The 14,739-nt window shown below is 63.0% G+C and carries 17 protein-coding genes; 7 read left to right on the top strand and 10 right to left on the bottom strand.

Annotated features, from left to right (window positions below):
- The 7 genes from PSCI_RS17765 to PSCI_RS17735 all read left to right on the top strand — a co-directional run bounded on the left by PSCI_RS17765 (position 1) and on the right by PSCI_RS17735 (position 7,194).
- Complete coding sequence (locus tag PSCI_RS17765; RefSeq protein ID WP_045489563.1) at positions 1 to 2,088, top strand: FUSC family protein; 2,088 nt, start codon at positions 1 to 3, stop codon at positions 2,086 to 2,088.
- Positions 2,085 to 2,294 carry a DUF1656 domain-containing protein gene (locus PSCI_RS17760; RefSeq protein ID WP_045489560.1) on the top strand — a complete coding sequence of 70 codons (210 nt, stop codon included), beginning with the start codon at positions 2,085 to 2,087 and terminating at the stop codon, positions 2,292 to 2,294. Before PSCI_RS17765 ends, PSCI_RS17760 begins: the two co-directional genes overlap by 4 nt.
- Positions 2,291 to 3,178: an efflux RND transporter periplasmic adaptor subunit gene (locus PSCI_RS17755; protein WP_045489557.1), complete on the top strand. Its 888-nt coding sequence runs from the start codon at positions 2,291 to 2,293 to the stop codon at positions 3,176 to 3,178. Before PSCI_RS17760 ends, PSCI_RS17755 begins: the two co-directional genes overlap by 4 nt.
- Complete coding sequence (locus tag PSCI_RS17750; protein ID WP_045489554.1) at positions 3,175 to 4,587, top strand: efflux transporter outer membrane subunit; 1,413 nt, start codon at positions 3,175 to 3,177, stop codon at positions 4,585 to 4,587. Before PSCI_RS17755 ends, PSCI_RS17750 begins: the two co-directional genes overlap by 4 nt.
- A gap of 289 nt (positions 4,588 to 4,876) precedes the next feature.
- Entirely contained in the window at positions 4,877 to 5,710 is an 834-nt protein-coding gene (locus tag PSCI_RS17745; RefSeq protein WP_045489551.1) for an ion transporter, read from the top strand.
- Positions 5,711 to 5,815: 105 nt separating this feature from the next.
- The gene (locus tag PSCI_RS17740; protein ID WP_045489548.1) at positions 5,816 to 6,811 is read left to right on the top strand and encodes a sulfate ABC transporter substrate-binding protein; all 996 of its coding nucleotides are present in this window, start codon (positions 5,816 to 5,818) and stop codon (positions 6,809 to 6,811) included.
- Positions 6,812 to 6,921: 110 nt separating this feature from the next.
- Positions 6,922 to 7,194, top strand: coding sequence for a hypothetical protein (locus PSCI_RS17735; protein ID WP_045489546.1), 273 nt, complete (start codon positions 6,922 to 6,924; stop codon positions 7,192 to 7,194).
- A 72-nt stretch (positions 7,195 to 7,266) separates the two neighbouring features.
- On the opposite strand, the gene PSCI_RS17730 is transcribed toward PSCI_RS17735, so the two are convergent.
- From PSCI_RS17730 to ccmA, 10 genes are all read right to left on the bottom strand, one after another.
- Positions 7,267 to 7,680 (bottom strand): hypothetical protein, encoded by a 414-nt coding sequence (locus tag PSCI_RS17730; protein WP_045489544.1) that lies wholly within the window; start codon positions 7,678 to 7,680, stop codon positions 7,267 to 7,269.
- A gap of 9 nt (positions 7,681 to 7,689) precedes the next feature.
- Complete coding sequence (ccmI, locus tag PSCI_RS17725; protein ID WP_045489542.1) at positions 7,690 to 8,877, bottom strand: c-type cytochrome biogenesis protein CcmI; 1,188 nt, start codon at positions 8,875 to 8,877, stop codon at positions 7,690 to 7,692.
- Positions 8,874 to 9,356 (bottom strand): cytochrome c-type biogenesis protein, encoded by a 483-nt coding sequence (locus tag PSCI_RS17720; RefSeq protein ID WP_045489539.1) that lies wholly within the window; start codon positions 9,354 to 9,356, stop codon positions 8,874 to 8,876. The genes ccmI and PSCI_RS17720 overlap by 4 nt, the downstream gene beginning before the upstream one ends.
- Positions 9,353 to 9,889: a DsbE family thiol:disulfide interchange protein gene (locus PSCI_RS17715; protein ID WP_045489536.1), complete on the bottom strand. Its 537-nt coding sequence runs from the start codon at positions 9,887 to 9,889 to the stop codon at positions 9,353 to 9,355. Before PSCI_RS17715 ends, PSCI_RS17720 begins: the two co-directional genes overlap by 4 nt.
- Positions 9,886 to 11,859 (bottom strand): heme lyase CcmF/NrfE family subunit, encoded by a 1,974-nt coding sequence (locus PSCI_RS17710; protein ID WP_045489534.1) that lies wholly within the window; start codon positions 11,857 to 11,859, stop codon positions 9,886 to 9,888. Before PSCI_RS17710 ends, PSCI_RS17715 begins: the two co-directional genes overlap by 4 nt.
- Before the next feature lie 3 nt (positions 11,860 to 11,862).
- Positions 11,863 to 12,342, bottom strand: a complete 480-nt coding sequence (gene ccmE / locus PSCI_RS17705) for a cytochrome c maturation protein CcmE (RefSeq protein WP_045489532.1) — start codon at positions 12,340 to 12,342, stop codon at positions 11,863 to 11,865.
- Entirely contained in the window at positions 12,342 to 12,515 is a 174-nt protein-coding gene (gene ccmD / locus PSCI_RS17700; protein WP_045489531.1) for a heme exporter protein CcmD, read from the bottom strand. The genes ccmE and ccmD overlap by 1 nt, the downstream gene beginning before the upstream one ends.
- Positions 12,512 to 13,294 carry a heme ABC transporter permease gene (locus PSCI_RS17695; protein WP_045489528.1) on the bottom strand — a complete coding sequence of 261 codons (783 nt, stop codon included), beginning with the start codon at positions 13,292 to 13,294 and terminating at the stop codon, positions 12,512 to 12,514. The genes ccmD and PSCI_RS17695 overlap by 4 nt, the downstream gene beginning before the upstream one ends.
- Before the next feature lie 102 nt (positions 13,295 to 13,396).
- Positions 13,397 to 14,068 carry a heme exporter protein CcmB gene (gene ccmB / locus PSCI_RS17690; protein ID WP_045489525.1) on the bottom strand — a complete coding sequence of 224 codons (672 nt, stop codon included), beginning with the start codon at positions 14,066 to 14,068 and terminating at the stop codon, positions 13,397 to 13,399.
- Positions 14,065 to 14,697: a cytochrome c biogenesis heme-transporting ATPase CcmA gene (gene ccmA, locus PSCI_RS17685; RefSeq protein WP_045489522.1), complete on the bottom strand. Its 633-nt coding sequence runs from the start codon at positions 14,695 to 14,697 to the stop codon at positions 14,065 to 14,067. The genes ccmB and ccmA overlap by 4 nt, the downstream gene beginning before the upstream one ends.
- Positions 14,698 to 14,739 lie beyond the last annotated feature (42 nt).

Raw genomic sequence — 14,739 nt, 5'->3', positions numbered from 1 at the left:
ATGAAGGACTTTCTCAGCGACCTGCCGCCCGGCCGCGACTGGCTGCACGGAGTACGCACCTTCGCTGCCTCGATGCTGGCACTGTACATCGCGCTGGTTATGGAAATGCCGCGTCCTTACTGGGCCATGGCCACGGTGTACATCGTCGCCAGCCCGTTTGTCGGCCCGACCAGTTCCAAGGCCCTGTACCGGGCGCTAGGCACACTGACTGGCGCCTGCGCCTCGGTGATCCTGGTGCCGATTTTCGTCCAGACGCCGATCCTGCTGGCCATCGTTATTGCCTTGTGGACCGGCACCCTGCTGTACCTGTCGCTGCACCTGCGTACCGCCAACAGCTACGCGCTGATGCTGGCCGGCTACACCATGCCGTTGATTGCCTTGCCCGCCGTGGACAACCCCCAGGCGGTGTTTGAAATCGCGGTGTCGCGTACCGAGGAAATCTTCCTCGGCATCACCTGCGCCGCGGTGGTCGGCGCCATGTTCTGGCCACGGCGCCTGGCGCCGGTGTTCCGGGCCAGCACCGACAAATGGTTCAGCGATGCCACCCTGTACAGCGAGCAGTTTCTCAGCCGCAACGTTGACCCCGGCGAGGTCGCGGGCCTGCGCACCGCCATGGCCGCCGGGTTCAACAGCCTGGAGCCAATGATTGGCCAATTGCGCCATGAGGGTGCGCATAAACAGACCGTGCGACACGCGCTGGAACTGCGCGGGCGGATGATCCATCTGCTGCCGGTGATCGACGCGCTCAACGACGCGCTGTGGGCGCTGGAACGGCGCTGCCCGGAACGCATGGCCGACCTTTCGGCCCTGCTGATCGAGGCGCGCCACTGGCTGCGAGCCACTGCCAGCGGCCTGCAACCGGAGCAGTGGGACTATCTGCATCAGGCGTTGCAACGCCTGCAACCGGACGCCGAACAGCTCGACGAACGCGAGCACCTGCTGCTCTCCAACGCCCTGTATCGCCTGGGCGAGTGGATCGATCTGTGGCAGGACTGCCGAAGCTTGCAACAGGCTATCGAGGCCGATGATGGCCGGCCCTGGCAGGCGGTGTACCGACACTGGCGGCTGGGACGGATCAGCCCGGCGCTGGATCGCGGTCTGATGCTCTACTCGGTGGCTTCGGCGGTGCTGGCGATTGTCGTCGCTTCGCTGATCTGGATTTTCATGGGCTGGCAGGACGGCGCCAGTGCAGTGATTCTGGCCGCAGTGTCGTGCAGCTTCTTTGCCGCCATGGATGACCCGGCGCCGCAGATCTACCGGTTCTTCTTCTGGACCCTGGTTTCGGTGGTGCTGTCGAGCCTGTACCTGTTCGTGGTGCTGCCCACAGTGCATGACTTCCCGATGCTGGTACTGGCCTTTGCAGCGCCATTCATCACGGTGGCGACCCTCAGCGCCCAGCCGAAATTCTTCCTGCCTACGGTGCTGACGGCGGTAAACACCGCGACGTTCGTCAGCGTGCAGGGCGCCTATGACGCCGACTTTCTGGTGTTTATCAACAACAATCTGGCCGGCCCCGCCGGTCTGCTGTTCGCGTTCATCTGGACGCTGATCATGCGCCCGTTCGGTGTAGAGATGGCCGTGCGCCGCATGACCCGTTTCAACTGGCAGGACATTGTCAGCCTGAGCGAACCGGCCACTCTGGCCGAACATCGGCGCCTGGGCGTGCAGATGATCGACCGCCTCATGCAGCAGGTGCCACGCCTGGCCCAGACCGCCCAGGACAGCAGCACGCCACTGCGTGAACTGCGGGTGGCGTTGAACCTGCTTGACCTGCTGGCCTGGACACCCCGGATCCCGACCTCCTGTCAGGCACCGCTGCGTCAGGTGGTCGCGCAGATCGGCGGTTATTTTGCCGCCTGCCTCAAGGCCGGGGAGCGCCTGCCGGCCCCCAATGGCCTGCTGATGACGCTGGACCGAACCCGGCGGGCGCTGAACAGCCAGGCCCCGGCCGAACCTCAGGCACGCCTGCACCTGCTGCATGCCCTGAGCGGCCTGCGCCTGGCACTGCTGCCGGGGCTGGAGATCATCGACGTCAATGGCCAAAGCATCGAACAACCGATCCACGGCCCCGATGGAGCACCTGCATGATTGGCGAGCTGGATATCAACGGGATCTTCATCCCGACCTTTCTGGTGCTGATGGGCCTGGCGTACCTGTTGTTTCTGGCTGTTCACGCTGTGCTGTCGCACACCCGCTTTTATCGTCTGGTCTGGCACCGGGCGTTGTTCAACACAGGTTTGTATGCCCTGCTGCTGGGCGTACTGGACACCTTTAGCCGGTACCTGATGACATGAAAAAACCGATCCTGACCCTGGGCCGCGTGGTCCTGACGTTAATTGTGGTGGCGCTGGCCAGCGTGCTGGTGTGGCGCATGGTGATGTACTACATGTTCGCGCCCTGGACCCGCGACGGGCACATTCGCGCCGACATCGTGCAAATCGCCCCGGATGTATCCGGGCTGATCCAGCAGGTCCAGGTGCGCGACAACCAGCAGGTCAGCAAGGGCCAGGTGCTGTTCAGCATTGACCAGGACCGCTTCAAACTGGCGCTGCGCCAGGCCCAGGCCACCGCAGCCGAGCGTCAGGAAACCTGGCAGCAGGCGCAACGCGAGAATCGCCGCAACCGGTCGCTGGGCAATCTGGTATCGCGCGAACAACTGGAAGAGAGCCAGTCCAAAGAGGCCCGGGCGCTGTCAGCACTCAATGAAGCCAGAGTGTCAGTGGACGCCGCGCAACTGAACCTGGATCGCTCGGTGATCCGTAGCCCGGTGGATGGCTACCTCAACGACCGCGCCCCACGCCCCCATGAATTCGTCACTGCCGGGCGGCCGGTGCTGTCACTGGTGGATGCAGCCTCCTATCACATCGACGGCTACTTCGAAGAAACCAAGCTCGACGGCATCCATATTGGCTCAAAGGTCGATATCCGCGTGGTGGGCGACAATGCGCGCCTGACAGGCCATGTCGTGAGCATGGTCGCCGCCATCGAAGACCGTGACCGCACCAGCAGCAGCAACCTGTTGCCCAACGTCAACCCCGCGTTCAGTTGGGTACGCCTGGCGCAGCGTATCCCGGTGCGCATTGCCTTCGATCAAGTGCCCGAGAATTTCCGCATGATCGCCGGACGTACCGCCACCGTGTCGATCATCGACGCCTCACACCAGGAGGCCGCGCAATGAAACCGGCCTTACGCCTGCTGGCGCTGAGCGTCGGCGCCCTGCTATCGGCCTGTCAGGTGGTCGGCCCGGACTACCAGCCACCCAAGGACGCCGCAGTCAATCGTGCCGACCTGCAAGGTACGCTGGGCAACTCGGCCAATGTGGTTTCAGCGCCGGTGCCTGAGCATTGGTGGCGGCTGTACCAGGACCGGCAACTCGATGAGCTGGTGCGCCAGGCGCTGGCCAGCAACACCGACCTGCGCATCGCAGCGGCCAACCTGCAACGCTCGCGCTACCAGAGCGCCGAGGCCGAAGCCGCCGGAGGTTTTCACGGCAGCGCCAAGGCCGGCGCCCAGCGTTTACAGGAATCGGGCGAAGCCTTTCTGCTGGCTGAAAAAGTCCCGGTGGCAACCGTGGGTGATGTGGGTCTGACCACCTCGTATCAGTTTGACCTGTTCGGCACCCTGCAACGCGGCATCGAAGCGGCCCAGGCCAATGTCGACGCCACCCAGGCGGCGGCTGATACGGCGCGCATTACCGTGGTGGCCGACGTGGTGCGGGCCTACACCCAGGTCTGCGCCGCCAACGAAGAGCTGGCCATCGCTCACCAGTCGCTGGACCTGCAACAACAGAGCGTGAACCTCAACCAGCGCCTGCGCGATGCCGGGCGTGGCGATCAGACCCAGGTGACCCGCTCGCAGACCCAATTCAAGTCGCTGCGCGCCGAACTGCCGCGCTATGAAGCGCTACGCCAGAGCGCGCTGTTCCGGCTGTCGATGCTGCTGGCCAAACCCGTGGCGCAACTGCCGGCCGGAGTCGAGAACTGCGCCGAGCTGCCGCACCTCGCCCAGGTCATTCCGGTGGGCGACGGCGCCGCGCTGCTCAAGCGCCGCCCCGATGTCCGCCAGGCCGAGCGTCACCTGCACATGGCCACTGCCGAAATCGGCGTGGCCACCGGCGAGCTGTACCCGGACATCAGCATTGGCGCCTCGGTGGCGACCATCGGTTTTCTTGATCATCTGGGCAAACCCGCCACCAACCGCTGGGGCTTCGGCCCGCTGATCAGTTGGACCGTGCCGAGCAATGGCACCCGGGCGCGCATCCATCAGGCCGAGGCGGCAAGCCAGGTCGCGCTGGCGCGCTTCGACGCCGTGGTGCTCAATGCCATCCGCGAAACCCAGACCAGCATGGCCCAGTACACCGCCCTGCTCGACCGCCGCGATGCCTTGGTAGAAGCCGAGCAATCGGCCAAAGAAGCCGCCGAACAGACCCATCGCTTTTACCAGGCCGGCCGGGAGTCATTCCTGGCGGACCTGCAGGCCACCCGCACCTACACCCAGATGCGTGCACAACTGGCGCAGGCCAATACCCAGGTGGCGATGGGGCAGATCGATCTGTTTCTGGCGTTGGGTGGGGGCTGGCAGCAGTAGCCCGACTCAAGCCCCGAGCATGCCCGAACGGGCGGCTTCGCAGAAATCTCTCACAAAATTTCGGAAAAATCTGACATCCAGCAGGTAGTAAACGTCAGAAACCAGGAGCAGACTCTCACAACTTTTTCAGCACCAGGGAAACAGACGTTTCCCTGAACAAGGCTTAACCTGCAGCCAGGCGACTGGGAGCAATTGCTCAAGGAGGCGAAATCACAGGCTGAGCGCTTGAATACGCTCGCCATCGCTGTCGAATGACCACCGAGCCATCCTTGCCACGCAGAGACCACCCATGAGCACCACCCCAAACCGCCGCGAGCGGTTGCACACGGTCATCTTCCAGACCGACACCCCCGCCGGCCGCCGCTTCGACCAGACCTTGCTGGTGATCATCCTGCTCAGCCTGCTGGTCACCATCATTGACAGTATCGAGAGCATCCACGCCGAATACGCCACCGCGCTGGCCTGGATCGAATGGGGCTTCACAGCGGTGTTCGCCGTCGAGTACCTGCTGCGCCTGTACTGCTCGCCCCGGCCATTGAAGTACGCTTTCAGCTTTTATGGGCTGGTCGACCTGCTGGCGATCATCCCCGGCATCCTGGCGATCTATTACAGCGACGCTCAGTATCTGTTGATCGTGCGGATCATCCGCATGTTGCGGATCTTCCGGGTCCTGAAAATGGGCATGTACCTGCGCCAGGCCCACTACCTGCTCGAAGCACTGCGCGGCAGCAAACAGAAGATCATCGTGTTTCTGGCCAGCGTCTCGACCCTGGTAACGGTGTTCGGCACCCTGATGTACGTGATCGAAGGCCCGGAGCATGGCTTTACCAGCATTCCGAAGGGCATTTACTGGGCCATCGTGACCCTGACCACCGTCGGCTTTGGCGACATCGTGCCCAAGACCCCGGTGGGCCAGATGGTTTCATCGCTGGTGATGATCATCGGTTACTCGATCATCGCGGTCCCCACCGGAATCTTCACCGCCGAGCTGGCCAATGCCATGCGCGGTGAACAGCTCAAGCACGACTGCCCGGTGTGCGCCAAGAAACAGCATGAACACGGCGCAGCGTTCTGTTCACGGTGCGGCAACGCGCTGTTCCCGAAACTCGACGATCGGGCATAAGTAAATATTTTTTTAATCTTTAATGGCAAGGTGCCCCGCCGTTATGATCGCGGCAGCTGAATATCTGCCGCATAACAACGACGCACTCATCTAAAGGAATCTGCTGTGAAGAAACTATTCGCCGCCTCACTGCTGGCCGCCGGCCTGGCTCTGGGCAGCAGCGCCCAGGCCGCGCCGCTGCTGAACGTCTCCTACGACGTGATGCGCGACTTCTATAAAGACTACAACGTCGCGTTCCAGAAGCATTGGGAGGCCCAGCACAAGGAAAAGGCCACCGTGCAGATGTCCTTTGGTGGTTCGAGCAAGCAGGCCCGTTCGGTCATCGACGGTCTGCCGGCGGATGTGATCACCATGAACATGGCCACCGACATCAACGCCCTGGCCGACAACGGCGAGCTGGTGCCCAAAGACTGGGTGACGCGCCTGCCAAACAACAGCGCGCCGTTCACCTCCGCCACGGTATTCATCGTGCGCAAGGGCAACCCTAAAGCCCTGAAAGACTGGCCGGATCTGATCAAGGATGGCGTCGAGGTCATCGTGCCGAACCCCAAGACCTCGGGTAATGGTCGTTACACCTATCTGTCGGCGTGGGGCTATACCCTGAAAAACGGCGGCGATGAAGCCAAGGCCAAGGAGTTTGTCGGCAAGCTGTTCAAGCATGTGCCGGTTCTGGACAGCGGTGGCCGTGGCGCGACCACCACATTCATGACCAACCAGATCGGCGACGTGCTGGTGACCTTCGAGAACGAAGCGGAAATGATCGCCCGTGAATTTGGCCGTGATCAGTTTGAAGTGATCTACCCGAGCGTTTCTGCCCAGGCCGAGCCACCGGTGAGTGTGGTTGACAAGGTGGTCGACAAGAAGGGCTCACGCGAGTTGGCTGAAGCCTACCTGAAGTACCTGTGGTCGCCTGAGGGTCAGGAGATCGCGGCCAATAACTTCCTGCGCCCGCGTGATGAAACGGTGCTGGCCAAGTACAAGGATCGCTTCCCGAAGGTCGACTTCCTTTCGGTTGAGAAGACCTTTGGTGACTGGCGCACCGTGCAGAAGACTCACTTTATCGATGGCGGCGTGTTCGACCAGATTTACACCGGCAAGTAGGAGCGGCTTTAGCCGCGAAGACCTTCCGTTCTGCGCAAGAGTCTTTGCCGCGGTTGTCTGGACTGCGGGCGAACTTCCCTCCGTCCGGCGTCGATTCGGGGGCCGGCGCGATGGGCGTCCTGCCCAACGCACCTGCTCCTGATATCAAGAGCAGCGACATCCATGTCGGTTTCTCCCCCGAATCAACGCCTACCCTCGGCCAGCGCCCAAGTCGCGATTTGCGGCGCCTGTGCCATCTCGGCTCAAAGATCAAAAGCAAAATCAACGGCAACGATCTACAGCCGAGCACAGATCATTTGAAATGCGATCTTGCAGGCGCCGCCGAACGCGACTTGGGCGCAGGCCAAGCGCAGGTGTCGATTTGGTGCGAAAGCCGGCTTTAGGTGCGCTGGGCAGGACGCCACCGCCGCCGCGGCGAATGTACACCGCTCAACCCGTCAAAATCTCATCGCACATCAATTACCGAACTTCTGCCCCAATCCACCCGGCACACCATTGGCATCGGTCGGCTGCCAGGGCCCGTCAGGCTGGGTTGACCAGCTCCAGCCGTTGTTCCACTGGTAATACGTGCGCTGGCGATAAAACGTGTTGGTCTTGCCATCAAGCACATAGACGCCCAGTTTCTGATCCCAATGACTATTGCCGCCTGGTGGCGGCGCGAAGCTGGCCGAGGTTTTGGCAGGAGCCGGTTTCACAGGCTGGCTCGGCTTGGGCTTCGGCGTGCCCGGTTGCGACGGGCCCGGCAGGCTCTTGATCGACTCCTGGCTGCGCGGCCCGGAGGGTGGCTGGTGTACCGCACAGGCGCTCAGGCCCATGACGGCGGCCAGCAAGGTTGTGCGGGCAAGGCGCCAGGTGATGACAGCAGACATGGCAAGTACCTATTCAGAACGGTCAATGATCAACGCTTGACGGGCCGTCGTGCTGGTCGCCAGTGGTGGGCTGTTGCCCACCCATTCACCCTTGGTTGGCTGCCCGGCACGCGACACCCGTGCACTGAGTTGGACTTGCGCGAAGTTCGACAGTTTCAGTTGCGGCATCATGGCGTCGGCATCGCTCATCTGCACCTCGATCGGCAGGTCAGCCACAGTCACCCGCCTGACCGCCAACGGCGCAGGCGGGCCGCCTACGGCACGGGCAAAGATGAATACACTGTCGCCGGGCTGTACCTTGTCTTTTAACGCGGCGGCCAGTTCGACCCGGACCTTGAGCTGCGGGCCACTGACGGCTGGCGCCGGCGCGGTGGTGCCGAGGTTTTCACGGGCTCTGGCGATGCCACCTTCCAGCGCGGCACGGGACGGGTCCTGAACCGGCAGCAACTGTTGCAGGCGGGTCCAGTAGTCCACCGCGTCCTGATAACGCTTGCTCTCGAACGCCGCGATGCCCAGCAAGCCCAGGCTGGTGACTTCGTTGGCATCGGCTTTCAGGGCTTCGTCAGTCAGCGCCTGCACCTGCGGGGTAAAGGTCTTGTTCGCGGCGAAGTACAACGCCTGAGCCCATTGCCCCAACAGTTCCGGTTGACGGCCGGTCAGTGCCGCTGCGCGTTCGAACTGCCGCGCTGCATCGGCCGGGCGTTGCTGGGCCATGTAGCTGCGGCCCAGAAAGTAGAAGCCCTCGGCCGATTCGGGCTGGACTTCGACGGTCCGCTCCAGGCGATGGGTCATTTCTGCCAGCGAAGTCGGCGGTTCGGCGAACTCCCGGCTCAGCTCGACCCGCTCACTGGCGCCGTAATGCAGGTAAAGACCTACCCCCAGCAGCGGCACCAGGATGGCGGCGGTCAACGGCCAGGCTTTACCCAGGCTGCCCGCCGCACGGGCGCGGTCGCTGCCTTCGGTATCGGCCAGCAGTTCGCGGGCGGCTTCGGCCTTGCCGATGTCCAGTTGCTCGGCACTCAGCCCGCCCGCATCACGTTGGGCCTGCAACTGCGCCAGCCGCTCTTCGTACAGCTCGATATTGACTGCCGTGCGATCCGCAGCAGCCGCCAGCGGGCGGCTACGCAGGATCGGAATCAGCAGGAAACTTGCAGCCACCAGTGACACAAGCCCGACGGCCATCCAGAAATCGATCATTGCCGGTGTTTATCCATGGGGTGGTTATTCAAAAGATTCGCCAGACGCTCGCGCTCTTCGTCAGAAAGCGTTGCATCGCTGTGCACCGCAAGGCGCCGACGCCGGACGATCAGCGCAATCACAGCGCCGCCGACGATCAACAGGCCGGCCGGGCCGAACCACAGCAGCCAGGTGCGGGCCGTGAGGGTCGGCTTGTAGCGCACGAACTCGCCGTAGCGATCGACCATGTAATCGACGATCTGGCGATTGCTGCGGCCCTCTTCCAGCAACCGGTAGATTTCCTTACGCAGATCGGCAGCGATCGGCGCATTGGAGTCGGCAATGTCCTGGTTCTGGCACTTGGGGCAGCGCAGTTCGCGGGTCAGCTCGGCAAACCGCGCCCGCTCGGCTTCATCGCGAAAGGTATGCGCCTCGATGGCGGCCTGGGCCAGACCGGTCAGCCCCAGACTCAACAGCGCAGCGGCCAGCCAGCGCTTCATGGCCGGGCCTCGTCAACCAGTGCCTGATAACGGCCGGCCAGTTGCTCGCGCCAGACCTGATCGTCGATCACTCCGACGAATTTGTGGCGGATGATGCCTTGGCTGTCGATCAAGAAGGTTTCCGGAGCGCCGTATACGCCAAGGTTCAGACCCAGCGTACCGTCATCGTCGCGGATATTGAGCTGGTAAGGGTTATGAAAGTCCTTGAGCCACTTCTGCGCCTCGGCGTTCACATCCTTGTAGTTGATGCCATGGATCACCACCCCCTGCTGCGCCAGCCGGTTGAGCACCGGGTGTTCGGCACGGCAGGCCACGCACCAGGTGGCCCAGACGTTGACCAGCGCCGGGCGCCCGATCAAGTCGGCACGGGTCAGGGTCCTGGCGCTGCTGACATCGCGCAGGCTGAACTCGGGAAACGGCTTGCCGATCAGCGCCGACGGCAACGCGGCAGGGTCAAGAAACAGGCCGCGAAACAACAGCGCGCTGAGGCCGAGAAAGACCACCAGGGGGATCAACAGAATCCAGCGTTTCATGAGATTGCTCCGGCAGGACTGAGGGCCTGGCGTACCTTTTGGCTGACCTTGAGCCGATAGCGGCGATCCAGCGCCGCCAGGAAACCGCCCAGCCCGGTCAGCAGGCCGCCCAGCCAGATCCAGCGCACGAACGGTTTGACATGAATACGCACCGCCCAGGCGCCCTGCTCCAGCGGCTCGCCGAGCGCCACATACAGGTCGCGGGTAAAGCCTGCATCAATACCGGCCTCGGTCATCATCGACTGCTGCACGGTGTACAGACGCTTCTCCGGGTGCAGGACGCTGATTGGCTGCTCATTACGCAGGACCCGCACCGTGCCCCGGTCGGACGTGAAGTTCGGCCCCTCGTAATGCCGGGCACCTTCGAACACGAAGCGGTAACCGCCCAGTTCGGTGGATTGCCCCGGCGCCAGGCGCAGGTCGCGTTCGATACTGTGCTGGCTGGAAAGCACCACCCCCAGCGCGCACAGCACCAGCCCCAGGTGCGCCAGCTGCATGCCCCAGTAACTGCGGCTCAGACCGGCCAGCCCTTTGAACAGGCCCTTGTGGCGGATCTTGTCGTGGATATCCCGCAACGCGCCCAGCACCACCCAGCCAGCCAGCAATACCACGGCCAGTACCGCCCACTGGCCTTCGCCAAGGATCAGGCCCAGCGCCACCGCCAATACCACGCTGCCGATCAACACCGGCGTCAGCATGCCCAACAGCCACTTGACCGGTGTGTCTTTCCAGCGCACCAGCACGCCGACACTCAGCACCGCCATCAGCAACGCCATCAGCGGCACGAACAGGGTATTGAAGTACGGCGGGCCGACCGACATCTTGGCACCGCTGAGGGCATCAATGACCAACGGATACAAGGTGCCCAGCAAAATCATCGACGCCGCGACCACCAGCAGCAGGTTGTTGGCCAACAGCAGGGTTTCGCGCGACCAGAGGGCGAAGCCGACCTGGCTCTTGACCACCGGCGCACGCACCGCGAACAGCGTCAGCGAGCCGCCGACCACCAGTAGCAGGAAAGCCAGGATAAACACCCCGCGCTCCGGATCGGTAGCAAAGGCGTGGACCGAGGTCAGCACCCCGGAACGGACCAGGAAGGTCCCCAGCAGGCTCAGGGAAAAGGCAGCGATGGCCAGCAGCACCGTCCAGCTTTTGAATACGCCGCGCTTTTCTGTCACTGCCAGTGAGTGGATCAGTGCCGTGCCCACCAGCCAGGGCATGAACGAGGCATTCTCCACCGGGTCCCAGAACCACCAGCCGCCCCAGCCCAGTTCGTAATAGGCCCACCAGGAACCAAGGGTGATGCCAACGCCGAGAAATGCCCAGGCGACCATGGTCCATGGCCGCGACCAGCGCGCCCAGGCGGCATCCAGACGGCCACCGAGCAGCGCCGCGATGGCAAAGGCAAAGGCCACCGAAAAGCCCACATAGCCCATGTACAGCATCGGCGGGTGGACGATCAGGCCAATATCCTGCAACAACGGGTTGAGGTCGCGGCCGTTGGCCGGGCTCTGCGGCAACAGGCGCAAGAACGGGTTGGAGGTAAGAATCAGAAACGACAGAAAGCCCACGCTGATCATGCCCATCACCGCCAGCACTCTGGCCAGCATCTCGTGTGGCAATTGCCGTGAAAGGACTGACACCGCGAAGGTCCAGCCCCCCAGAATCAATGCCCAGAGCAATAGCGAACCCTCGTGGGCGCCCCACACCGCGCTGAACTTGTAATACCAGGGCAGCGCGCTGTTGGAGTTTTGCGCGACATAAGCCACCGAAAAATCATCGCTCATGAACGCCTGGGTCAGGCAGCCAAAGGCGAACAGCAGAAACGCGAATTGCCCCCAGGCAGCGGGACGGGCGATGCTCATCCACAAGCGATCACCGCGCCAGGCGCCAATCAGCGGCAGGCTGGCCTGGACCAGGGCAAAGCACAGCGCGAGAATCATGGCCAGATGGCCGAGTTCGGGAAGCATGGCTTACCCCTCCCTGGAGACTGATGGAACGGCTGCGGCAGGCGTCGGGCTGTCAGTCTTGCCACTGTCTTGCAAAGCCTTGGTGACCTCCGGCGGCATGTATTTCTCATCGTGCTTGGCCAGCACCTCATCGGCTTCGACCACGCCTGCGGCATTGAGCCGGCCCAGGGCGACGATGCCCTGCCCTTCGCGGAACAGATCCGGAAGGATGCCCTGATAGCGGATGGTCACCGAACGGTTGTAGTCGGTGACCACAAAGCGTACCTCAAGCGAATCCGGCGAGCGTTGCAATGAGCCCTTTTGCACCATGCCACCGGCGCGGATACGGGTGTCCAGCGGCGCTTCGCCATTGGCGATCTGGGTCGGGGTATAGAACAGGTTGATGTTCTCTTGCAGGGCGCTGAGGGCCAGCCCCAGCGCCACGCCGATGCCCGTCAGCAACGCAAGGATCAATAGCAGACGCTTTTTACGCTGCGGGTTCATCACTTCCCCTCCCGGCGCAGGCGACGGGCCTGCTCCTGCAAATAGCGGCGCCGGGACAGCAGCGGCAACGCGATATTGATCAACACCACCAGCACGAACAGGCCATAGGCCGACCAGACGAACAGCCCGTGGCGGCCCATGGCCAGAAAGTCGGCAAAGGATTCGAAACTCATGGTTGCACCTGCGTGACCGGACGCCCCAGGGTTTTGAGCACTTCATCCTGGACCCAGCGGGTCCGGGCCTCGCGCTTGAGCACTTCAAGACGCATGCGCAGCAGCAGCACGCTGGCGAAGAACGCGTAAAAACCCAATGTGGTGAACAGCAGCGGCAGCCACATTTCAGCGGGCATCGCCGGTTTTTCTGTGAGGGTGAAGGTCGCGCCTTGGTGCAGGGTGTTCCACCACTCCACCGAGTACTTGATGATCGGGATGTTCACCACCCCGACAATCGCCAGCACCGCGCAGGCCTTGGCGGCGCTGTCGCGGTTGCTGATGGCGTTGCCCAGCGCGATCAGCCCCAGATACAGAAACAACAGAATCAGCATGGACGTCAACCGCGCATCCCAGACCCACCACGACCCCCAGGTCGGCTTGCCCCAGATCGCCCCGGTCAGCAGCGCCAGGGCGGTCATCCAGGCGCCGATGGGCGCCGCGCATTGCAGCGCGACGTCAGCCAGTTTCATGCGCCAGACCAGCCCCACCACGCCGCAGGCCGCCAGCATCATGTAGCACGACTGAGCCAGGATGGCGCTGGGCACATGGATATAGATGATCCGGAAGCTATTGCCCTGCTGGTAGTCCGCTGGCGCGAAGGCCAGACCCCAGACCACTCCCACAGTCAGCGACAGCGCGGCAAACGCCGCCAGCCAGGGCAACCAGCGGCCGCTGAAGTCGTAGAAGGTTTTCGGTGAGCCCAGACGGTGAAACCAGGCCCAACTAATGCTGCTTTTCATGAAACTGCCTTTGTTCACGGTTACACAAACGCTATGGGCCGGTTACCCGCATCGCCTGCAAGGGGGTCGCTGATGACCGCTACAGCGGTCTCGGCACCTCGATTATTCACCTACGCTGATTTTCAAGCCCTCAGCAATGGCCAATGGGCAGAGCGTCAATGCCAGCACCGCCAGGCAACTCAACCACAGCAGGTAGCCAGCAACCGGCATGCCCTGCAGGGACGCCTGTAGCGCACCGCTGCCCAGAATCAGCACCGGAATGTACAGCGGCAAAATCAGCAGGGCCAGTAACAGACCGCCACGCTTGAGGCCGACGGTCAGCGCGGCACCGACCGCGCCCAACAGGCTCAATACCATGGTGCCCAGCAACAGTGACGCCACCAGTGCCGGCACGCAGCGCGTGGGCAACCCCAGCATCAAGGCCAGCACAGGTGCCAGCAACACCAGCGCCAACCCGGAAAACAGCCAGTGTGCCAGCACCTTGGCCAACACCATAAGCGCCAGCGGGTGCGGCGAAAGGACCCACTGCTCAAGCGAGCCGTCTTCAAAATCGCTGCGAAACAGACCGTCCAGCGACAACAACACCGCCAACAGCGCTGCGACCCACACCAATCCCGGCGCCAGGGTCTGCAACAACTGCGCTTGTGGCCCTACCGCGAGGGGAAACAGAGCAATCACGATAGCGAAAAAAACCAGTGGGTTGAGCAACTCCGCCGGACGGCGGACCAACAGGCGGACTTCGCGCCCCAGCAGAAGGATAAAGACCTGCCTCATGCCTGCACCTGCGCCAGATCAAGGTTGCGGTAACCGGCCGGCCGACGCTGCAGCAGGTGGTGGGTGGTCATCACCAGCAAGCCACCCTGCTCACAGTGCTCGACCAGCCGTGCCTCCAGCTGCGCCACACCGTGCACATCAAGCGCGGTGAACGGCTCGTCAAGAATCCAGGTATCAGGACCGGGCAGATACAGCCGGGCCAATGCCACCCGGCGTTGCTGACCGGCCGACAGGGTATGGCAAGGCACGTCCTCGAAACCGCGTAACCCCACCCGCTCCAACGCCTGCCACAGCTCAGCAGGCGGCACCGGTTGATGCAGCGCGCACAGCCAGGCGAGGTTCTCCAGTGGCGTCAGCACATCCTTGATCCCGGTGGCATGGCCGATCCACAGCAGATGACGGTCCGGTTGCCCTCGCTGCCCGGCCAATGGCAGGCCGTTGAGGCTAACCTGCCCGGCGGCCGGGCGCATCAGGCCACAGAGCAGACGTAACAGGCTGGTCTTGCCACTGCCATTGGGGCCGCTGACTTGCAGCATGTCCCCCGACCGCAATTGCAGGTCAAGATGCTCGAACAGCAGCCGCCCGTCACGTTCGCAACACAGGCCCTCAGCCTGTAGAGTCACACTCATCGCACACATCCGCCAGTACACTGCGCACAGCCGGAACAGACA

Origin of the sequence: Pseudomonas sp. StFLB209 (genome assembly GCF_000829415.1) — a bacterium.
Taxonomy (GTDB): domain Bacteria; phylum Pseudomonadota; class Gammaproteobacteria; order Pseudomonadales; family Pseudomonadaceae; genus Aquipseudomonas.
The sequence above is the reverse complement of the archived record's forward strand: the minus strand, read 5'-3'. Positions and strand labels throughout refer to the sequence as shown.